The sequence below is a fragment of the Corallococcus llansteffanensis genome, assembly GCF_003612055.1.
Taxonomy (GTDB): Bacteria; Myxococcota; Myxococcia; order Myxococcales; family Myxococcaceae; genus Corallococcus; species Corallococcus llansteffanensis.
Genome location: NZ_RAWB01000133.1, coordinates 1 through 19340, shown reverse-complemented (window position 1 = coordinate 19340; position 19340 = coordinate 1). Strand labels below are relative to the sequence as shown.

Annotated in this window: 19 protein-coding genes and 1 tRNA gene; 2 read left to right on the top strand and 18 right to left on the bottom strand. The window is 70.0% G+C overall.

From position 1 onward, the window contains the following. From pheT to D7V93_RS14835, 14 genes are all read right to left on the bottom strand, one after another. Positions 1–1682, bottom strand: a 1682-nt coding sequence (gene pheT / locus D7V93_RS14900) for a phenylalanine--tRNA ligase subunit beta (RefSeq protein ID WP_120644050.1), incomplete at its 3' end; no start/stop codon positions are given. A 30-nt stretch (positions 1683–1712) separates the two neighbouring features. Next, complete coding sequence (gene pheS / locus D7V93_RS14895) at positions 1713–2762, bottom strand: phenylalanine--tRNA ligase subunit alpha (protein ID WP_120644049.1); 1050 nt, start codon at positions 2760–2762, stop codon at positions 1713–1715. Between the two features lie 128 nt (positions 2763–2890). Further along, positions 2891–3238 carry a 50S ribosomal protein L20 gene (rplT, locus tag D7V93_RS14890; RefSeq protein WP_120530963.1) on the bottom strand — a complete coding sequence of 116 codons (348 nt, stop codon included), beginning with the start codon at positions 3236–3238 and terminating at the stop codon, positions 2891–2893. 92 nt (positions 3239–3330) lie between these two features. Continuing rightward, complete coding sequence (rpmI, locus tag D7V93_RS14885) at positions 3331–3537, bottom strand: 50S ribosomal protein L35 (RefSeq protein WP_120543405.1); 207 nt, start codon at positions 3535–3537, stop codon at positions 3331–3333. Between the two features lie 98 nt (positions 3538–3635). Then, positions 3636–4358 carry a translation initiation factor IF-3 gene (gene infC, locus D7V93_RS14880; RefSeq protein ID WP_120644048.1) on the bottom strand — a complete coding sequence of 241 codons (723 nt, stop codon included), beginning with the start codon at positions 4356–4358 and terminating at the stop codon, positions 3636–3638. 75 nt (positions 4359–4433) lie between these two features. Next, the gene (thrS, locus tag D7V93_RS14875) at positions 4434–6362 is read right to left on the bottom strand and encodes a threonine--tRNA ligase (protein ID WP_120644047.1); all 1929 of its coding nucleotides are present in this window, start codon (positions 6360–6362) and stop codon (positions 4434–4436) included. A gap of 86 nt (positions 6363–6448) precedes the next feature. Further along, positions 6449–6520: transfer RNA gene (locus D7V93_RS14870), tRNA-Val, on the bottom strand. 97 nt (positions 6521–6617) lie between these two features. Continuing rightward, complete coding sequence (locus D7V93_RS14865; protein WP_120644046.1) at positions 6618–7304, bottom strand: uracil-DNA glycosylase; 687 nt, start codon at positions 7302–7304, stop codon at positions 6618–6620. Then, positions 7301–8542, bottom strand: coding sequence for an AI-2E family transporter (locus D7V93_RS14860; protein WP_120644045.1), 1242 nt, complete (start codon positions 8540–8542; stop codon positions 7301–7303). The genes D7V93_RS14865 and D7V93_RS14860 overlap by 4 nt, the downstream gene beginning before the upstream one ends. Position 8543: 1 nt before the next feature. Continuing rightward, entirely contained in the window at positions 8544–9293 is a 750-nt protein-coding gene (locus D7V93_RS14855; RefSeq protein ID WP_158623747.1) for a FecR family protein, read from the bottom strand. After that, entirely contained in the window at positions 9290–9673 is a 384-nt protein-coding gene (locus D7V93_RS14850; RefSeq protein ID WP_120644043.1) for a PEGA domain-containing protein, read from the bottom strand. Before D7V93_RS14850 ends, D7V93_RS14855 begins: the two co-directional genes overlap by 4 nt. Further along, a complete protein-coding gene (locus D7V93_RS14845) occupies positions 9673–10890 on the bottom strand; it encodes a hypothetical protein (RefSeq protein WP_120644042.1) in 1218 nt (405 codons plus the stop codon). Before D7V93_RS14845 ends, D7V93_RS14850 begins: the two co-directional genes overlap by 1 nt. Before the next feature lie 21 nt (positions 10891–10911). After that, positions 10912–11730 carry an LPP20 family lipoprotein gene (locus tag D7V93_RS14840; protein ID WP_120644041.1) on the bottom strand — a complete coding sequence of 273 codons (819 nt, stop codon included), beginning with the start codon at positions 11728–11730 and terminating at the stop codon, positions 10912–10914. A 188-nt stretch (positions 11731–11918) separates the two neighbouring features. Continuing rightward, complete coding sequence (locus D7V93_RS14835) at positions 11919–12251, bottom strand: PilZ domain-containing protein (RefSeq protein WP_120610833.1); 333 nt, start codon at positions 12249–12251, stop codon at positions 11919–11921. A gap of 124 nt (positions 12252–12375) precedes the next feature. Here D7V93_RS14835 and D7V93_RS14830 point away from each other — a divergent pair, with 124 nt between their 5' ends. Continuing rightward, positions 12376–13014 (top strand): hypothetical protein, encoded by a 639-nt coding sequence (locus D7V93_RS14830; protein ID WP_147451183.1) that lies wholly within the window; start codon positions 12376–12378, stop codon positions 13012–13014. A 16-nt stretch (positions 13015–13030) separates the two neighbouring features. On the opposite strand, the gene D7V93_RS14825 is transcribed toward D7V93_RS14830, so the two are convergent. Further along, complete coding sequence (locus D7V93_RS14825; protein ID WP_120644039.1) at positions 13031–15490, bottom strand: hypothetical protein; 2460 nt, start codon at positions 15488–15490, stop codon at positions 13031–13033. Between the two features lie 42 nt (positions 15491–15532). Here D7V93_RS14825 and D7V93_RS14820 point away from each other — a divergent pair, with 42 nt between their 5' ends. Continuing rightward, entirely contained in the window at positions 15533–16273 is a 741-nt protein-coding gene (locus D7V93_RS14820; protein ID WP_120644038.1) for an FKBP-type peptidyl-prolyl cis-trans isomerase, read from the top strand. 49 nt (positions 16274–16322) lie between these two features. On the opposite strand, the gene D7V93_RS14815 is transcribed toward D7V93_RS14820, so the two are convergent. The 3 genes from D7V93_RS14815 to D7V93_RS14805 all read right to left on the bottom strand — a co-directional run. Beyond that, positions 16323–16568 carry a hypothetical protein gene (locus tag D7V93_RS14815; RefSeq protein WP_120644037.1) on the bottom strand — a complete coding sequence of 82 codons (246 nt, stop codon included), beginning with the start codon at positions 16566–16568 and terminating at the stop codon, positions 16323–16325. Then, entirely contained in the window at positions 16565–17206 is a 642-nt protein-coding gene (locus D7V93_RS14810; protein WP_120644036.1) for a hypothetical protein, read from the bottom strand. The genes D7V93_RS14815 and D7V93_RS14810 overlap by 4 nt, the downstream gene beginning before the upstream one ends. Positions 17207–17242: 36 nt before the next feature. Further along, a partial coding sequence (locus D7V93_RS14805) for a gluzincin family metallopeptidase (protein ID WP_341870928.1) occupies positions 17243–19340 on the bottom strand: 2098 nt, incomplete at its 5' end.

The window sequence follows — 19340 nt, the reverse complement described above, 5'->3', positions numbered from 1 at the left end:
CTGCGCGACAGGTTCTCCAGCAGCCCCGGCAGCAAGCTCGTGCGCATCACCGACTGCTCGACGCTCAGCGGGTTCATCAGCGCGATGGGCGCTTCCTTCCCACCCAGCACCTCCAGCGACTTCGGTGCGACGAACGAGTAGTTCACCACCTCGTTCAGCCCCACCCCACCCAGCGAGTGACGGAGCCGACGCTCGGCCTCCATCTGCGGAGGCTCCGGCGCCAGTGTGTCCAGGCCGCGCGGCAGCCGGGCCGGGATGTTGTCGTAGCCGAACACGCGGGCGACCTCCTCCATCAGGTCCTCCTCGCGCTCCACGTCCACGCGCGCCCGCGGCACCTCGAACGTCGTCTGCCCCGCGCCATCGTCCACTGTCTTGAACCCGAGCGCCCCGAGGATGCGCCGGCACTCCGCCTCCGGCACCGCCACGCCCAGCACCTTCTCCACCCGCGCGTAGCGCAGCGTCACCCGACGCGGCGGCTTCGGCGCGGGCTGCACGTCCACCCGTCCCGGCGCCACCGTGCCCCCCGACAGCTCCGCGATGAGCTGCGCGGCCCGGTCCAGCGCCGGCAGCACCGCGTCCAGGTCCGCCCCGCGCTCGAAGCGATGCGACGCCTCCGTGTGCAGCGCGTACCGCTTCGCCGTCCGGCGCACGCTGGAGCCCAGGAAGTGCGCGGACTCGATGACGATGCGCTTCGTCCCTTGAGTCACCTCGCTGTCGCCGCCGCCCATCACGCCCGCCAGCGCCTGCGCTCGATCGCGGTCCGCGATGACCAGGTCGTCCGCGTCCAGCGTGCGCTCCTTGTCGTCCAGCGTGCGCAGCTTCTCGCCCGCCTTCGCGGTGCGCACGACGATCTCCTGGCCCGCCACCTTGTCCAGGTCGAACGCGTGCAGCGGCTGCCCGTACTCCAGGAGCACGAAGTTCGTGACGTCCACCACGTTGTTGATGGCGCGCACGCCGCACGCCTTCAGCCGGTCCTGCATCCACTGCGGCGACGGCTGGATGGTGACACCCTCCACCACCCGCGCCGCGTAGCGAGGACACCGGTCCGCCGCGTCGATACGCACCTTCACCAGCTCCGCCACCGCACGGCCGGACTCGGCGGGCTTCGGCTCGGGCACCTTGAGCGCCGCGCCCGTCACCACGCCCACCTCGCGCGCCACGCCCAGGTGGGAGAGCGCGTCCGGCCGGTTCGGCGTGACGTTCACCTCCAGCACCGAGTCATCCAGCCCCAGCGCCTGCGCGATGGGCACGCCCAGCTTCGTGTCCGCGGGCAGGATGAGCAGGCCCGAGGAGTCCTCGGTGATGCCCAGCTCCTTCGCCGAGCAGAGCATGCCGAAGCTGTCCACGCCCCGGAGCGCGGCCTGCTTGATCTCCATGCCGTTGGGCAGCTTCGCGCCCACCGTGGCCAGCGGCACCTTGTCGCCGACCTTGAAGTTCTTCGCGCCGCACACCACCTGGAACAGCGCGGAGCCGCCGATGTCCACCTGCGTGACGGACAGCTTGTCCGCGTTGGGGTGCTGCACCGACTCGCGGATCTGCGCCACCACCACGCCGCGCAGTCCCTCGCCGGGGCGCTCCACCCCTTCGATCTCCAGCCCCGCCGCGGTCAGCTTGCGCGCCAGCTCGTCCACCGACGGCGGCAGCGCCACGTAATCGCCCAGCCACTTCACCGAAATCTTCACAGGTCCACCCTCTTGCCCATCCGGCTGGAATCAGAACTGCTCGAGGAAGCGCGCGTCGTTCTCGAACATCATCCGCAAGTCGTCGATGCCGTAGCGCAGCATGGCCAGGCGCTCCACGCCCATGCCGAACGCGTAGCCCGTCACCTCCTTCGGGTCGTAGCCCGCGGCGGTGAAGACGTTCGGGTGCACCATGCCGCTGCCCAGCACCTCCAGCCACCCCGTCTGCTTGCACACGCGGCAGCCCTTGCCACCGCACGACGCACAGGTGACGTCCACCTCCGCCGACGGCTCGGTGAAGGGGAAGAACGACGGACGGAAGCGCGTGCGCGTGTCCGAACCGAAGAAGGCCCGCACGAACGCGTCCAGCGTCCCCTTCAGCTCCGCGAAGCTCACGTCCTTGTCCACCAGCAGCCCTTCCACCTGGTGGAACATCGGCGTGTGCGTGATGTCCGAGTCACGCCGGTACACCCGCCCCGGCATCACCGCGCGGATGGGCGGCTTGCGCGCCAGCATGTGCCGCACCTGCACCGGCGACGTGTGCGTGCGAAGCAGCGACGGGCTGTCCGCCTTCTTCGCGTGCCCCAGCGTGGGCTCGTCCACGTAGAACGTGTCCTGCATGTCCCGCGCGGGGTGGTCCTTGGGCAGGTTCAGCGCCTCGAAGTTGAAGTAGTCGAGTTCAATCTCAGGCCCGACGGCCACCTCGAACCCGAGCCGCGCGAACGTGCGGACGATGTCCTCCATCGTGCGCGACACCGGGTGCCGGCCTCCGGGCAGCACCGCGCGCCCGGGCAGCGTCACGTCCAGCTTGGGGCCCTTGAGCTGGGCCTCCATCGCCGCGTCCTCGGCCCGGCGCACGGCGTCCGCCAGGAGCTGCTCCAGCTCCGCCTTGACGGTGTTGGCCACCTCGCCCAGCGCCCGCCGCTCGTCCGGGGGCAGCTTGCCCATGCCGCCCAGGATCGCGGACAGCTCGCCCTTCTTGCCCAGGTAGCGGATGCGCAGCGCCTCCACCTGCGAGGGCTCCGACACGCCCGCGATCTCCTGGCGCGCCGCGTCCGCCAACGCCTGCAACCGGTCTCGCATGGTCCTCTTTCCGCCTTCCGTTCACGCCCCGGGCGCCTTCAAGGCACCGGGCAAAAAAAGAGGGCCGCCCCCGTACTGGAGGCAGCCCGTGTGGCTTCAGGGGGCCGGCTTCAAAAGCCGGCCGTGTCTCAGGCTGCCTTCGCGATGTTGGCGACGGCGGCAAAGCCCGCGGGGTCCGCGATGGCCATGTCGGACAGGACCTTGCGATCCAGGCCGATCTTCGCCTTCGCCAGACCGGCGATCAGCTTCGAGTACGACAGACCCACCGTGCGCGCCGCCGCGTTGATGCGGACGATCCACAGCGAGCGGAAGTTGCGCTTGCGCACCGCGCGGTCGCGGGTGGCGTAGTCCAGGGCGCGTTCCACGGCCTGGTTGGCGCGCTTGTAGCAATTCTTGCGGCGGCCGCGGAAACCCTTGGCCAGCTTGAGAATGCGATTACGACGACGACGAGCCTTGAATCCCTTTTTGACGCGCATGACACACTCCTGACTTCTTGAAGGTGACCCTGGGGTGCCGGCCTCACGCCGCTCCGCCAGGACTCACGGATGGTCCAAGCCCGAGGAAAAACTCAGGCCCCGTAGGGGAACAGCTCCTTGATGACCTTCTTCGCGTCCATGTCGCGCAGGTGACCGGTGCCCCGGTTACCGCGCTTCTGCTTGGGCGACTTGGAGAAGGTGAACAGGTGCTTGCTGAAGGCCTTGCCGAACTTCACCTGGCCGCTCTTCTTCACCTGGAAGCGCTTCTTCGCGCCGCTGCGGGTCTTCAACTTGGGCATGGTCCCAATCCTTCCTTCTGCTTCCTGTCGGCACGGCAGCCATCGCGGCTGACGGCGGTCGCGAAACACGGTTCGCGACGCTTTGGCGGAAGCCTCTATCACTCTTTCGAGGCGATGGGGGTAGCGTTTCCTACAGACACCGCCGAAACCACCGCCGCCGGCACTTCCGGAGCTTCCGGTGACTCCTCAACGGGGCCCCGGAAAGCACCCTTCCCTGCGTCCGGCGGCTTGCCGTCCGCCGGCCTGCCTTCCTGCTTCTTCGCCAGCGCGTCCGCCTGCTGACGGGCCAGCTCCCGGGCGCGCTGGGCCACCTTCGGGTTGGGGGCCAGGATCATGAACATCTGGCGCCCTTCCATCCGGGGGTGCTGCTCCACCACCGCGACTTCCTTCAGGTCCTTCGTCACGTCGTCGAGAATCGCGCTCCCCAGCTGCTTGTGGGTGATTTCACGACCCCGGAACATGATGGTGATCTTCGCCTTGTTCCCCTCTTCCAGGAACCGGCGGACGTTGCGGACCTTGAACTCGTAGTCGTGCTCCTCCGTCTTGGGGCGGAGCTTCACCTCCTTGAGGTGGACCACGACCTGCTTCTTCTTCGTTTCCGAGGCCTTCTTCTTCTCCTCGTACTTGAACTTGCCGTAGTCCATGATCTTGCAGACTGGCGGCTTCGCCATGGGGCTGATCTCGACGAGGTCGAGACCGTCCGCCTGGGCGCGCGCCAGCGCTGCTTCGAGCGTCATGACTCCGAGCTGCTCCGCATTCGGTCCGACGACGCGGAGCTCCCGGGCGCGGATACGGCGATTGGTTCTCTGATCGCGAACGATGGGAGGACCCTCCGACGAAAACCGCGCAACTAGTCCAGCCCGGACTGGGAGTCAAGAGCCCCCACACCGCCCTGCTCAGGGCAGCGCGGCTTCCTTCGCCAGGAGCGCCTCGAAGTCGGCGAGCTTCATCGACTTGAGGTCCTCGCCGCCGTAGCGACGGGGGGACACGGCGCCGGCTTCGACCTCGTTGTCACCCACCACGAGGGTGAACGGAATCTTCTGGAGCTGCGCCTCGCGGATCTTCGCGTTGAGCGTGATGCCGCGCTCGTCCAGCTCCACCCGGTAGCCCTTGGCGCGCAGCTCGTCGCGCACCTTGCGGGCGTACTCCACCTGACGGTCCGCCACGTACACGAGCGTCGCCTGCACCGGGGCGAGCCACGCGGGGAACGCGCCGGCGAAGTGCTCAATGAGGATGGCGGTGAAGCGCTCGAAGGAGCCGAAGATGGCGCGGTGGAGGACCACGGGGCGGTGCTCGGCGTTGTCCTCGCCCACGTACGTCAGGTTGAAGCGCTCCGGGGCCAGGTAGTCCAGCTGCATGGTGCCCAGCTGCCACCGCCGCCCGATGCTGTCCGATACCGCGAAGTCGATCTTCGGGCCGTAGAAGGCGCCGTCGCCCGGGGCCAGCTCGTACTCCAGGCCCAGCGACTCCAGCGCCGCCTTGAGGCCGTCCTCCGCGCGATCCCAGAGGGAGTCATCCCCCAGGCGCTCCGCGGGGCGCGTGGACAGCTTCACCGCGTAGGTGAGGCCCACCGCCTTGTAGACGCGGTCCAGCAGCTTCACGAAGCGCCGCACCTCGTCGGTGATCTGGCTCTCCATGCAGTAGATGTGCGCGTCGTCCTGGGCGAACTGGCGCACGCGGGTGAGGCCACCCAGCGAGCCCGCGGCCTCGTTGCGGTGCAGCACGTCCTGGGTGTGCAGGCGCAGGGGCAGGTCGCGGTAGCTGTGCTTCTTGAAGCCGTAGTACAGGTGGTGCGACGGGCAGTTCATCGGCTTGAGAGAGAAGTCGTGTTCGCCGGACTCGTTGTCGAGCACCAGGAACATGTTCTCCTTGTACTTGCCCCAGTGGCCGCTGGTCTCCCACAGCCCCTTGTTGAACATCAGGGGCGTCTTGATCTCCACGTAGCCGTCACCGGCCGTGAGCCCGCGCATCCAGTCCGACAGCGTCTGGTACATCGCGGTGCCCTTGGGCGTCCAGAAGGCCGCGCCGGGCGCGTACGGGTGGAAGTGGAAGAGATCCAGCTCCTTGCCCAGCTTGCGGTGGTCGCGCTTGCGGGCCTCCTCGATGCGCGTCAGGTACGCGTCCAGCGCCTTCTTGTCGAAGAAGGCCGTGCCGTAGACGCGCTGGAGCATCGGGTTGCGGTGGTCGCCGCGCCAGTACGCGCCGCTGGAGGAGAGGATCTTGATGACGCCGATCTTCCCGGTGCTGGGCGCGTGGGGCCCCAGGCAGAAGTCCACCCAGTCGCCGTGGGTGTAGAGCGTGAGCGTCTTGGCGCCCTTGGCGGCGATGTCCTTGACGATCTCCACCTTGAACTTCTCACCCTTCTCCTCGAAGAGGCGCACGGCCTCCTCCATGGAGATCTCCGTGCGCACGAAGGGGGCGTCCTGCTTGAGCTCGGCGTTGGCGGCCGCTTCGATCTTCTCCAGTTCCTCCGGCGTGAAGGGCTTCTCGCGGAAGAAGTCGTAGTAGAAGCCCTCCTCCGTCGCGGGACCGATGGTCACCTGCGTGCCGGGGAACAGGCGCTGCACGGCGCTGGCCACCACGTGCGCGGCGTCGTGGCGGATGAGGTCCAGGCCTTCGGGGCTCTTGGGCGTGAAGATCTGCAGCTTCGCGTCCTCGTCGAGCGTGCGCGTCAGGTCGACGTCCTGGCCGTTCACCCGGGCGAACAGGGCCGCCTTCGCGAGCCCCACGCCGATGCTGCCCTTCACGAAGTCCAGGATGGTCGTGCCCCGGGCGGTCTGCTTCTGACTGCCGTCGGGGAGCGTCACCGTGATGGATTCGGACATGGCTTGAAAACCCCTGCGCTGGAAAAGCCACGGGCGGCAGGCTTTTTGGAAAGCCGGCCGCCCGCGAGATGGAACGCTTACTGTGATGGGTCGTAGTGGGATCGAACCACTGACCCCTACCGTGTCAAGGTAGTGCTCTACCGCTGAGCTAACGACCCGTCGTGCGGATGGGCGCGGGGAATAACAGCGGGCTCCCACACCTGTCAAGGAAACACGAACGACGGGGCTTCTGTTCCCGACGTTCGCCGCTCCCACCTACCCCGCTTCGTCCAACAACGCCCGGATCCGTTTCATCACCCCGTCGAACATGGCGGGGGTGAGCCTCCCCGTCTGGGTGTTCTGCTGGCTGACGTGGTAGCTGCCCACGAGCCACCGGCCGTCCGGCAGCCGGAACTCCGCCCCGTGGCCGAAGTCGGGCCGGGGCGAGGGCAGCACGTTGCCCACCCGCGTCGCCGAAGCCAGCGCGGCGTTCCACCCGATGGCTCCCAGGGCGAGCAGCACCCGGCCGGGCAAGAGGGCCATCTCCCGGTCGAGGAAGGGTGCGCACCGGGCCACCTCCTCCGGCAGGGGCTTGTTGTCCGGCGGCGCGCACCGGGCGGCGGCGACGATGAAGGCGTCCTTCAGCTGGAGCCCGTCGTCCCGGCGCTCGCTGTGGGCCTGGGTGGCGAAACCCGCCCGGTGGAGGCCCGCGAAGAGGAAGTCGCCGGAGCGGTCCCCCGTGAACATCCGCCCCGTCCGGTTGGCCCCGTGCGCGGCGGGCGCGAGCCCCACGATGATCAGCCGGGCCCCGGGGTCGCCGAAGCCGGGCACGGGCTTCCCCCAGTAGTCCCAGTCGCGGTAGGCCCGGCGCTTCACCCGGGCCACCTCTTCGCGCCATTCCACGAGCCGCGGGCAGGCCCGGCACGCGATGATCTCGCGGTGCAGTGCTTCCAGCTTCGTCACGGCGCGCGGGCTCCCCCCTTGTAGAGGTCGGTGCGGCGGTAGCGCTGGATGACCACGCTCAGGACGACCTTGAGGATGGCGCTGGCCGGCACCGCGAGCAGGATGCCCACGAAGCCGAACAGCTCCCCGAACGCGAGCACTGCGATGATCACCGCCACCGGCGCCAGGCCCACCTTCTCCCCCACGACGCGCGGGGTGATGACGAAGCCTTCCAGGAGCTGCCCCACGACGAAGGTCGTCACCACCACCGCGAGCTGCCACGGCCCCTGCCACGACAGCAGCACGCCCAGCACCGCGAGCACCACGCCGATGCCCGTGCCCAGGTAGGGCACCATGTTGCCGAAGCCCGCGATGAGGCCAATGGCGATGGCCAGGTCGATGCGCGCCAGGGACAGCCCCACCGCGTAGATGACGGACAGGATGGCGCCCACGGTGAGCTGGCCCTGCACGAAGGCGGACAGCACCTCGTCCACCTCGCGGAAGCGCTGGGTCAACAGCCCCACCGAGCGGCGCGGCAGCAGGTCATGGATGCGCCCCATGAGGCGCGGGTAGTCCTGCAGGAAGAAGAACGCCAGCACCGGCACCACCGACAGGCCCAGCAGCGTGGCCGCGAAGCGCGCGGTGTTGCCGGCGAAGCTCGCCACCAGTCGCGCCGCCGTGGGGCCCGCGCTCTGGAGCAGCTCGGAGGCCTTCTCGCCCAGCTCCGCGGTGCGCTGGCTCACGAGGTCCGGCAGCGACACACCCAACAGGGACTCCACCTGCGGCACCACCTGCGTGCTGGCGCGCTGGAAGAAGCCGGGCAGCTTCGCCGCCTCGTCGCGGAACACCGGCACCAGGTACAGGCCCGCGCCCACCATCAGCAGCGTGCCCGCGAAGAACAGCACGGACGTGCCCAGCGTGCGGTCCAGGCCGCGCTTCTCCAAGAGCGTCACCAGCGGGTTGAACGCATACGCGCCCGTCAGCGCCAGCAGCACCGGCACCGCCACCCCGCCGAACACCGACAGGAGCGCGAACACCAGCGCCAGCGAACCCACCATCACGCCGGACCACACGAAGTCGACCCGGCGGGCCTCCGCCTCGTCCAGGGCCCCGGGGTCACCGGCCGGAGGCACGGGCTCCGGGTGCACGACATGCAGCACCGGCAGCACGTCCGGGGACGCGGCGGGTTCCGGGGCCTTCACCGCGCGCTCACTGCCTTTCTTGCGACGTCCGATGACCGCCTCCCTGTCCCCACCCATCCTACGGCGTCTTGGGGCCCTGATTGCGGTTGACGAACTGTCCGAAGGAGTCGCCCGCCACCTTGTCGTCCAGGGTGCCGACCTTCGTCCGGCCCAGCTCCGCGTCCACCACCACCTGATCGTTCGCCTGGAGCTGGAGGAGCTTCTCCGTCCACTGCTCCACCGTCACTTCGTGGGGCCCCGGCACCTGGGTGCGCTCGCCGGACTTCTTCTTCTTCGCCTCGCCGGGCTTCACCGGCAGCCGCGCCGTCACCTGCACGTTGCCCTCCGACACCTGCACCAGCGTGCGCGGCGAGAGGGCGCCCATCACCGTGGGGGCGGCAGCGTCCACCCGGAAGCGCGTGCCCCGGACGCCCGCGACCGCGCGGTCCGTCTCCACGTCGAACTTCGCCTGGGAGCCCGCGAGCGCCTTCTTCACGCTCGCCCAGACCTTGCCCAGGCCCAGCTTCGCCACGAAGCCCTTGCGCTCCTGGCCCTCGAAGTCCGCCTCGCTGATGAACAGCCGGCTGCCCGCGCCCAGCATCAGCACGCTGCCATCGTTGAGGGTGAGCTTGAGGTTGGACTTCGGCCCGACCTCCAGCGTGTCCTTCACCTCCACGTCCGTGCCCACCGCCAGCGGCTGGGCCACACCTCCCTCTGGCAGGCGCGACGCGGTGCCCTCCAGCACGTCCACCCGGCCAATGGCCCCGAACGCCAGCCCCGGCAACAGGCCCGCCAGGAGCACCGTCCACGTCCTTCGCTGTCGTTTCACGGAGCACCTCCGCTGGCATCGGGAGTCACGGGACGAAGCTTCACCTTCAGCGTCACCCGCGCCCCGCTGGGCTCGTAGTAGGTCGTGTAGGGCCAGAATCCGCGCTTCTTCACCTCGACCTGGTGGAAGCCCGCTTCGCCCAGGCGCAGGCTGCGGGACACGCCGGAGAAGTCGCTGCACGTGCCCTGCTGCACGCCGTCCAGCAGCACCTCGGCGTCCGCGGGCTCGCACCGGAGCACCAGGTCGCCGCGCTTGCCCTCGGCGGAGGCCATCAGCTCACGGGCCCGGGCCATCGACGCCGGCTGATCCGCGTCCTGCTTCGCCGCGCAGGCGCCTGGCCCCAACGCCAGCGCGAGCAGCGCCGCCCACCGAAGACGCATCACGGCGCCACGGTCAGCTCGACGGTGTTCGCCGTCACGCCCGTCACCGACACCTTACGCTTCTGGAACGTCTTGCCTCCGAGCTGCCCGGCCAGTTCGTCCGTGCCCCCCAGGAACGTGAGGTCGAAGCGCGTCGCGTCCTTGCCGAAGGTCGCCTTGCCCGGCTCGCCCCGGAGGCCCGTGAGCGACTCCGCCAGCACCTTGCGGAAGGCCTGCACCGCCGCGTAGTCCTTCAGCCCCAGCACCGTCACCGACACGCGGTTGCCGTCCTGCTGGGAGGCGCGCACGTACTCGATGACGGGGGCGCGGACCTCGGTGACGATGCGCTGGCCGCGCCGCCGCGCGATCTCATACGCCGTCCGGTCATACGAGATGACCGCCTTCGACGGCCCGCCCAGGTCGTCCGGACCCGACGCGAACTTCCCCGCCACCTTCGCGAGCTGGCTGCCGTTGTCGGTGGCGAACACCGCCAGGTCGTACTCGCCGGACACGGAGAAGACGAGCTGCCGGCCCTGTGCGTCCACCTCCGGGATGATGCCGTTGCCCGTGGGCGGCTGCTGCCGGAACACCACCGTGCCGTAGAGGATGTAGTCCGCGCGGCTCAGGTCGCCGATCTCCTTCGCCTCCGTGGCCGACAGCGCCACACCCGGCTGGAGCTTCACCTTGCCCGCGGCGAAGTGCGGGTCGATGATCGTCCACTGGTCCTGCTTGAAGGCCTCCGTCAGCACCGTGGCGAACATGCCGCCGTTGGTGACGAGCCCCTTCGGATCCACCGTCTGCTCCTGCGTCAGGATGACGAGCTTCGGGCTGCCCAGCCGGCGGATCAGCGCCTGCACCGCCTGGAGATCCTTGTCGAGTTGCTCCGTGCCTACCTCCGCGCGCACGGTCACCTTCGACACATCCGCCAGCACCTCGTGCCCCAGCACCTCGTAGCGGCGCACGTAGCCGGCGCTGTTCGTGAAGATGCGGTCGCTGATCAACTGGCTGTTCGCCGTGAGTGTGTCCGCGGCGATCCTCACCCCGGCCACCTGCTCCACCGCCTCGCGCAGCGCGGCGGCCTTCGCCTCGTTGAACGCCTTGTCCACGTTGCCGTTCACGATGGCGGCCTCGCCCGAGGCTTCCTTCACGACGACGCCGGGAGTCGGCGCGGGCTTGGGCGCGGCGGCGAGCGCCGTGGTCGCGAGGAACAGGCAGAGCGCGGTGAGCTTCAGGGGCATGGTCGTTCCTCGGGCTCGGCGCTACTGCGTGACGATGGCGACCCGGCCCTCGGCCAGGAAGCGCGTGTTCGCCTCGGTGAGCGCGCGAGCACCTTCCGCGTTGAGGACCAGGTCGGAGCCCTGGAGCTGCGAGGCCTTCACCACCAGCGGCTTGTCACCCACCAGCGCGGCCTTCCGGGCGGCCTCCAGGCTTTCGAACCAGGCCGCCACGCCCGTCGCGCCGCGCGCCTCGTCCGTGAGCACCGTCGCGGCGTAGAGCGGCTTGCCCGCCGCGTCCACCAGTCGGGGCGCGAGCACCGGCTTCAGGCCCAGCCCGCGCGCGTCCACCACGAGGCCCGTGTACTTCTTCGCGCCCTCGGCGTTGAGCACGATGGCCGCGTCCTGCGCGGGCGTCAGCGCCGCGGAGAGCGCCGCGAGCGGCACCTCCACGTCCAGCTCCACGCCACTGTCGGAGAAGTAGCGCTTGGCCACGACCTTGTAGCCGCGGATGGCGCCCTCGACGCGGCCCTTCACCTCGTCGCGCGCCCACTCGTCGCCCACCGTGCGGCCCGCGCTCACCTGGATGCCCTTGGCCTGCTCCAGCAGGTTGCGGAACGCGTCCAGCTTCGCGGCGCGCTCGGCGCCCAGGCGGGCCTGCGCGGGGTTGGCGGCCTTGAGGTCTGGCGCTCCGGAGCCCGTGGCGCGCAGGACCTGGCCTTCCCAGTTGATGCCCGGCGCGAGGGTGGCGCGCGGAGCTTCAGCGGCGGCGGGAGTGGCGGGTGCGGCGCCCTTCGCGTCCTTGCCCTGGCCCAGCGCCGTCAGCGGCACGACCAGCAACAATCCCCACAGCGAACGCGTCACGGAGCACTCCTCCCGCTGTCGCCGTGGATCCGGCGAGCGCACAGGAAAACCTCTCCGGTCATTCAAGGGGGCCACTCCGCGCGAAGTCAAGGCGACCCGGGGGATGGGCCTGGCCTGGTCGCGCGCACTGCGAACCGCCGGTGGCACCGCGTAGTCGCGGTGGCACACGCGCGGGGTAACACCTCGCGTCAGTTCTCGTTCGCGTGACGGTCGACGTAGGCGTCGATCATCTTGCGGTGCCGCTCGGTGAGGAGCGTGAAGCGCACGCCCGACTGCTCGCGGCGGCCCAACTCCTTCCACTCGCGTACGACTTCACCCTCGGCGTAGATGATCTCCTCGGAGCCGGGGAGCTGGAACTGGAGGCCCACGCGACGCGCGTCGTTCTGGGGCTCGATGAGGCGGGACAGGCTGACGCCTTCCTGGCTGATGTCCGCGGCGCGGGTCATGTACGGCACGCCGCCCATGTACTTGTTGAGGTAGATGTCCAGGGGCGCCCGATTGGCCTTCCGCTTCTCGCTCATTGGCTCATGACCTCCAGCTGGTGCAACAGGTCGCTTCGGGGGTGAAGCGACCTGGAGGCACAGTACGGTCAGTCGTCATGCGCGCAAGAAAACGACGCTCGCCAACCGCGATAGGCTGGCCCCCATGCGCCGCGTTTTTCCGCTCGCTGGATTCTTCGCATTGGCCTGTGCGTGCGGCCTGCCCGCGCACGTGCGGCCGGTGCCCGAGGGCACGCTGGCGCTGGAGGCAGGCGTCGGTGGGCCCGCGGTGAAGCTGGAGGGCGCGCCTGTTCCCCTGCCCCTGTCCACATTGGGCGCGAGCTACGGCCTCAATGGACGGTGGGACCTGCACGCCCATGCGCACCTCACACCGCTGCTGCTCGGCGTCGCGGGGATGGATGCGGGGGCGACGTGGCTCGCGCTGGAGCAGGACGGGGCCCGGCCCGCGCTGGCGCTCACCGGACGGGGCTACGTGTTCAGCGACCTGGACACCGGCGCCCTCTTCCACGGCGAGGCCACCGCCGCCGCGAGCTGGCTGCTCCGCGAGCGCTTCCTCACCTACGTCTCCGGCTCCGCGCTGTACGACGTGGTGGAGTCGGACGTGCTGTGGTCCGTCGCCGCAGGGACGCAGGTGCCCTTCGGCCGCTTCGCGCTCCAGTTGGAGGTGGGCTGGTACTGGCCGGGCTACGACGCGTCGGCCGCCGGAGCGGAGTGGCTCACTCCCGGAGGCCGTGGCGCACTGGGACTCGTGCTGGGCGGCAGCTACCGCTTCGGCGGTCCCTGATCCAGCGACGCCAGCGTCACAGAGGATCCGTCACGCGCACGCGGCTGAAGCCTTCGCGGTCGTCCTCGAACAGCACCATGCCCGCGCTCCCATCGACCTTTGCGACCACGCGAGGGCGCGTGAGCTGGTTGGCCGAAGCCCCGGTGTCGTCCAGCCGCGTCGCATCGACCAGCGCCGTGCTCGCGAGCGGGGACATGCGCGCCGCGCCGAGCCCGCTCTTTCCCGGCGACAGGTCCTGGAAGACGACGTGCCACGCCTCGCGCACCCACGCCGCCGAAGGACGGAAGCGACTGACGAAGGCCCCCGTGTCCGCGCCGCCCGCGACCCACGGCAACGGTTCCCAGCGGCCCTGCACACGCCGGGCTCCGCGCACATCGTGATGCCCGCGACGCTCGCGCAGGTCGTCCCAGACGAGCACCACGTCACCCTCCGGCGCCGACGTGAGCCGGGGCTCGCCCGCCAGTGTCTCCGAGGCTGAAGGCGGCGAGACCTGCTCGGCGGCCGCGAACCCCTCCCCCACCGACACCGCCGCGTACACCTCCCAGTCACGTTCGCGGTAGTCGAGCCACGCGACCACTACCCCCTCCGCGCCCCACGTCACCGAGGGCTGGAGCTGCGAGCCCTCATGACGATCCGTCACGCCGTTGCTCGCATCCACGCGCGACGACGCGGCCCACGTGCGGCCTCCGTCCTCCGAGCGTGACAGCCGTACCTTCGGCGCGAGCCCTTCGCGAAAGTCCGTCCACGCCAGCGCCACGCGCGACGTTCCAGGCTCCCATGCGAGCGCCGCCTCCCACTGCGACGCGTCCACGGCGTCCACCCGCGACGCCGGCCCGAAGCTCGCGGCACCGTCCGTGGAGACCGCCGCCCACAGCACCTCCTTCGTGCCCTCGCGCGCCTCCTGCCACGCCACCACCACACTGCCTGCCGGGCCCGCCGCGACCGCCGGACGCACCTGTCGGCCAGGGCCTAGTGACACCGGATGCGCGGGCGTGAACGTGCGGCCGTTGTCGTCGGAGGTGGCCACGTACACCTGCGGCCGTCCCGCTCGCGCGTCGCTGAAGACGACGTAGAGCCGTCCCGCCACATCGAAGGCGCCCTCGGGGTTCGTCTGCGCGCCCACGTCCACGGGGGCCACCTCCCGCGACGGCAGCCCCTCCGCCCCGGGCGTCACCGGCAGCTTCGGCCCGGGCCCGTCCCCCGCGAGCGACAGGTCGGCCGCGATGAGGCTCCTCGCATACCGTCCTTCGCGCCTGTCCCCCGACCCGGGCTCGAGCGCGTCGCCCTGCTCGCGCAGCCGGGCCTGTCGCTCCTCCAGGGACAGGCCGGGGTCGGCCTCCAGCGGATCCGGGAAGGTCCACGGCCCCACGTCCACCCAGCCCGTCAACGGCCGGCTGCCCACGAACGCACGCGGTGGCTGATCCGGCGTGCTCTTGCGTGTCACCCACACCTGCCCGTCGAAGATCAAGTCGAACAGGTTGCCGCTCAGCATTGGCGCCGCGCTGTGACGGAAGCCCCGGTACTTCTGCGTGTGACTCCAGCCCGAGGACAGGATGGTGTCCGGCAGCCAGCCGCCCTGTTCGTCCTTCACCGTCCAGCCGCTCCAGGCCTCGGGCTGCGTCACCAGCTCCGTGCCCAGGTCCTCCAGGCGCTGGAGGAACGGCGCATAGAACGCGTCGCGCGAGATGGCCGCGCCCACCCGACCGAATGGCAGCGCGAACGTGCCCAGCCGCTCCAGCGACGCGGGGCTCAGGTCCAGATCCGCCTCCTCCGTCTCCGTGAGGTAGACCTTGTCACTGCGGCCCGCGAGCCGGCCGTCCGGTCCGTACAGCAGCGCCGCGTTGAAGCACTCGGGGCCCGTGGCCACGTACGCGGGTTCGTTGTCGTCCGCGTCCACGTCGCGGAACAGGCCCACCGCTTCGGAGTCCCTCCGCGCTTCCACATACGGCACGTTGGCGGACGTCATCACCCAGACGCCGTAGCGCTTCGCGATGCCTCCAAAGGTGTGCTCCATGGCCCGCCACGCCGGATCCCCCAGCGCGAGCGTCAGCGACCGCGCCGCGGAGATGCCCGGGTAGCGTCGGCGGTATTCGTCCGCCGCCCGGAACCAGCCCGCGTACATCGCGTTGAAGGCCAGCTCCGTGCTGCCCGCCCCTCGCGCCAGCATCGCGCGACGGCCGGAGAACCAGGCGATCAGCCCCGCGTCCTCTGGGAACAGCAGCAGGTTGGGACGCGTGGGGGACAAGCACGGCGCGATGCGCACCACGTCCTCGCGGAAGGACGCGTCGAAGTGTTCGAGCGAGGCCGCGTCATCCAGCGTGAAGGCGTGCCCGACCACGAAGACGCGCACGGTGCCGGTGTCCGTGAAGGACAGCGCGCACACCGCGTCGTCCTCCGGCACGGTCGGTCCGCCACAGGCCAGGGCAGCGAGGGTTCCCAGCAGCACCACGAACGCGAAGGATGACCGGCAGCGCATGAGCCGCCCTATAGTCGCCCCATTCTCGTGAAAGGCGGAAGCATGCGTATGCAGTGGATGGCGGCCCTGGTGCTCGCGCTCGGTGTTCCGGGCTTCGCCCAGGCCCAGGCCCCGACGAAGACCTCCAAGCCGGCCGCCGCGCCCGAGGCCGCCGCGAAGGCGCCCGCCGCGCCCCCCGTGGAGCTCAAGACGGATGATCAGAAGACCATCTATTCGCTCGGGCTGACGCTGGGCCAGAGCGTGACGGCGCTCGCCCTGACGCCCGAGGAGATCCAGCTCCTCCAGCGCGGCCTCCAGGACGCGCTCTCCGGAGCGACGCCCCCCGTGGACCCCAAGGAGTACACCCCGAAGATCCAGGCCCTGGCCAAGTCGCGCCAGGCCCAGGTCAACGTCACCACCCTGGACCGCGCCTCCAAGGAGGCCGGCGCCACGCGGCTGCCCTCCGGCGTCATCTACCGCGAGCTCAAGGCCGGCACCGGAAAGACGCCTCGCGCCATCGACACCGTGAAGGTGCACTACCGCGGCACCCTCGTAGACGGCTCGGAGTTCGACAGCTCCTACAAGCGCGGGGAGCCGATCGAGTTCCCGCTCAACGGCGTCATCCCCTGCTGGACCCAGGGCGTGCAGAAGATGAAGGTCGGCGCCAAGGCGAAGCTCACCTGCCCCGCCAGCACCGCCTACGGCGAGCGTCCGCCCCCTGGCTCCCGCATCCCGCCCAACGCCGTGCTCCAGTTCGACGTGGAGCTGGTGGACGTGCCCGGCAACACCGCCGTCAGCCCGTAGGCACGGGATGCAACGGGGGCCCGCGCGACACGGGCCCCCGCCGCGTACGTCACAACACCGGCCAGCGCACCGACCGACCGTCGAAGGGCGGGTCGGCCATGATGGCCTGGGCCATCCGGTCCGCGAAGGCGCGCCCCTCCTTCGCGAAGGAGGCGGTCTCCTCGTCGTTCAGGAGCACGCGCACCTCGAACTGGACGATGCCGCCCACCAGCACCTCGATGGACAGCGCCCCGTCCCTGCCGCGCAGCACGCGGTACAGGAGCGGGCTCTGGAGGACCACCTCTTCGTCGCTCATGGGATTTCCGCCACCTGCGTGTCGGCCACCGGCGCGTTGATGACCATCACCTCCGGCACGCCGCCGGACGTGTAGCCGCCGAACTTGAAGCAGTCCTTGTCCTCCGGCGTGGTGCACTTCCACACGCCCGGATCCGCGTCCACCGGCAGCCGCGTGCAGACCTTCTGCGCCGCCAGGTCCAGCGTCATCATCCGCAGCGGGCCCTCGAAGTTCTTCGCCGGCAGGCCCAGCGCCTGGCCCAGCACCGCGGGGTCGTGCTTCCCATCCGGCGTCTTCGCCTTCTCCACCGCGCCCTGGATGGTCCCCGCCGGCGCCGCGAACAGGTAGCAAGCCACGTCGTTGCAGCGGCCGAAGTTCTTCGCGCCCGTCTGCACCACGAACTTCTGGTACGCGCTGTCCGTCATCAGCCACGACACCTTGCGGTCCGCGAAGTTCTTCTCCACGTGCTGATCAATGCCGTAGGGGCTCGCCAGCGCGTCCGCCTCCTTCGAGACGGCCTTCTGCGTGTCGTCACAGTTGTCCACCAGCGACGCGGGCGGCGGGGGCGTCGGCTTCGTGCCACCCCTCATCGAGGCACAGCCGACCACGGTGGACAACGAGCCCAGCAGCAACGCACGGAAAATAGAATTCACGGTCATTCCTCCAGTAAGCGTCAAAGAAGAAATGTCCGGATATCACAGTGCCTTGGCGGTGGCTTTCAACAAAGACTCCGCGCTGACGGGGGCCCCGGTGGCGTGGCGCATCCACTCGTCCGGCGTGACGGAGCCGAAGGTGGCCATGCGCTCGAACTCCGCGCCCAGCGGGCCGCGCTGCTTCAGGTGCTCTTCAATCTGGAAGGCGATGAGGTGCCCGAGCGGGTAGTCCGGCAGGTACAGCGGGTAGCTGATCATGTGGCTGTAGATGCCGAGCAGCGGGCTGTCCTTTCGGCCCAGCACCGGCGCGTAGTACTGGTTCCACACGTCGCGCGACACCTGGCCCACCGCCTCGCGGAGCTGCGCGGGCGTGGCGTCCGGGTGGTCATACATCCAGTGCCACGTGGCCATGTCCACCAGCGCCACGCCGGCGATCTCCCAGGACTGCCAGAAGTCGTTGAGCACGCGCTCGCGCTCGCTGGCCGCGTCGGGCTGGCCCAGGCCCAGCAGCTCCAGGTCGCGCGCCTGGAAGACGAAGGCCAGGGCCTCCGTGAAGGCGTTGTTGGGGACGCCGGACAGGAGCGTGTGGTCCACCTGGTACAGGCTGAAGACCTGCTCCACGTTGTGCCCCAGCTCGTGCACCGCGATGTTGTAGCCCTTGTAGTCCATGCCCCCCTTCTCCACGCGCGTGCGCAGGCGGGGGAAGTCGCCCCGGCGCAGCGCCTGCTGGGCATGGCCCGCGCCACGCGAGGCATCCACGCGGATGTACGAGGCGAGCGTGTCCGCCTTCTCCTTCGTGAAGCCCAGGCCCTGGAGGATGCGGGGGATGTCGCGCGCGAACGCGTCCGCCGTCGGGTAGCGCTTGCGCGTCAGCGCATCCAGCTGCGCCTCCGGCACCTTCGCACCTGGACGGAAGCCCGGGTACCAGAGGTCCTGCGGCTCCAGCGGGCGTCCCAGCCGGGACTCGATGAGCTTCGCCACGCGCGGCACCAGCGGCGAGGCGAGCAGCTCCGTCAGCAGCGCGCGCACCCGCTCCTCCGGCAGGCCTCGATCCAACTCGAAGCTGCGCGCGATGCGCGTGGGAGCCACGGGCGAGTACGGATCCGCGCGCCGCGACGCCTGGAAGGTGGCGAGCAGCCGCGCGTAGCGCGTGTCCGGCTCCGGCGCGACGTCCGCCTTGGCGGGGCGCTCCGGCGCGTTCGGCTCCACCGACTCCGGCGGGGCCACCGTCACCGCGTTGGTGAACGGATCCCAGTCCACGCGCGGGTTGTTGATGACGGCGGCGGGGATCGTCTGGGTGACGATGCGCTCCATCACCTGGACGATCATCCGCTGCTTCGCCAGCCCCTTCGCGTCCGTGTAGTCCGCCTTCAGCTCGTCGCGCAGGTTCCAGTGGCTGATGAGCCGCAGCCCTTGAGGGAACAGGCGCTGGCCCTTCGCGTCCACCAGGTGGTGCATCCAGAGGTTGTACTCGGCGATGTAGAGGTTCGCGTCCGCGATGGCCCGCGACACCTGCTGCTCCACCTCCGCGGGCACGCGCCGGTTGAAGCGCGACGCGAGCTTCGCCTCCGCCCACTGCCGCCGCGTCCACGACGGGCCCGCCTTCGTGCGCTCGGCCAGCGTGGTGAGCGGGAAGTTGAGCAGCACGACGAAGCCCGGCTTCGCCTGGAACAGGTCCGCCGTGACGTTGGAGGACGGGTCATACGACGCGAGCAGCGACTCCACCGGCAGCAGCGGCCCCAGGTCCAGATCCGTGAACCACTGGAGCTCGCGCCCCAGCTCGTTCATGTGGCCGTCCAGCTGTTCGAACAATCGCTCCAGGCGCCCGAAGGTCGCGTCCAGCTGGGGGCCTTCCGGCAGGAACTGCTCGCGCGCGAAGGCCGCCAGGTCCCCGTCCTCCGGGCGCCACAGCGCGGCCACCTGGTCCACGCCGCGCTCGATGCGGGCCTTCTGGGCCTCGCCGTGCTTCGCCACCAGCTCCAGCTTCAGCGCGGCGAGGGCCTCCTTCGACACGGGCGCGGACGGAGCGACTCCGGCGGTGTGGGCGGCCGACGCGGCGGGCGTCGTGGGCGTGGAGGCGGTGGCGCAGCCGAGACCGGCCACGAGCGGGAGGAAGCGCAGGCGCGAGAAGCGCGAGGGA

Coding starts and splice junctions, on each gene's coding strand:
- pheS (WP_120644049.1), bottom strand. CDS start 2,762: ATGCGAGACCGGTTGCAGGCGTTGGCGGACGCGGCGCGCCAGGAGATC.
- rplT (WP_120530963.1), bottom strand. CDS start 3,238: ATGCGCGTCAAAAAGGGATTCAAGGCTCGTCGTCGTCGTAATCGCATT.
- rpmI (WP_120543405.1), bottom strand. CDS start 3,537: ATGCCCAAGTTGAAGACCCGCAGCGGCGCGAAGAAGCGCTTCCAGGTG.
- thrS (WP_120644047.1), bottom strand. CDS start 6,362: ATGTCCGAATCCATCACGGTGACGCTCCCCGACGGCAGTCAGAAGCAG.
- D7V93_RS14860 (WP_120644045.1), bottom strand. CDS start 8,542: ATGGGTGGGGACAGGGAGGCGGTCATCGGACGTCGCAAGAAAGGCAGT.
- D7V93_RS14850 (WP_120644043.1), bottom strand. CDS start 9,673: ATGCGTCTTCGGTGGGCGGCGCTGCTCGCGCTGGCGTTGGGGCCAGGC.
- D7V93_RS14845 (WP_120644042.1), bottom strand. CDS start 10,890: ATGCCCCTGAAGCTCACCGCGCTCTGCCTGTTCCTCGCGACCACGGCG.
- D7V93_RS14835 (WP_120610833.1), bottom strand. CDS start 12,251: ATGAGCGAGAAGCGGAAGGCCAATCGGGCGCCCCTGGACATCTACCTC.
- D7V93_RS14830 (WP_147451183.1), top strand. CDS start 12,376: ATGCGCCGCGTTTTTCCGCTCGCTGGATTCTTCGCATTGGCCTGTGCG.
- D7V93_RS14825 (WP_120644039.1), bottom strand. CDS start 15,490: ATGCGCTGCCGGTCATCCTTCGCGTTCGTGGTGCTGCTGGGAACCCTC.
- D7V93_RS14820 (WP_120644038.1), top strand. CDS start 15,533: ATGCGTATGCAGTGGATGGCGGCCCTGGTGCTCGCGCTCGGTGTTCCG.
- D7V93_RS14815 (WP_120644037.1), bottom strand. CDS start 16,568: ATGAGCGACGAAGAGGTGGTCCTCCAGAGCCCGCTCCTGTACCGCGTG.
- D7V93_RS14810 (WP_120644036.1), bottom strand. CDS start 17,206: ATGACCGTGAATTCTATTTTCCGTGCGTTGCTGCTGGGCTCGTTGTCC.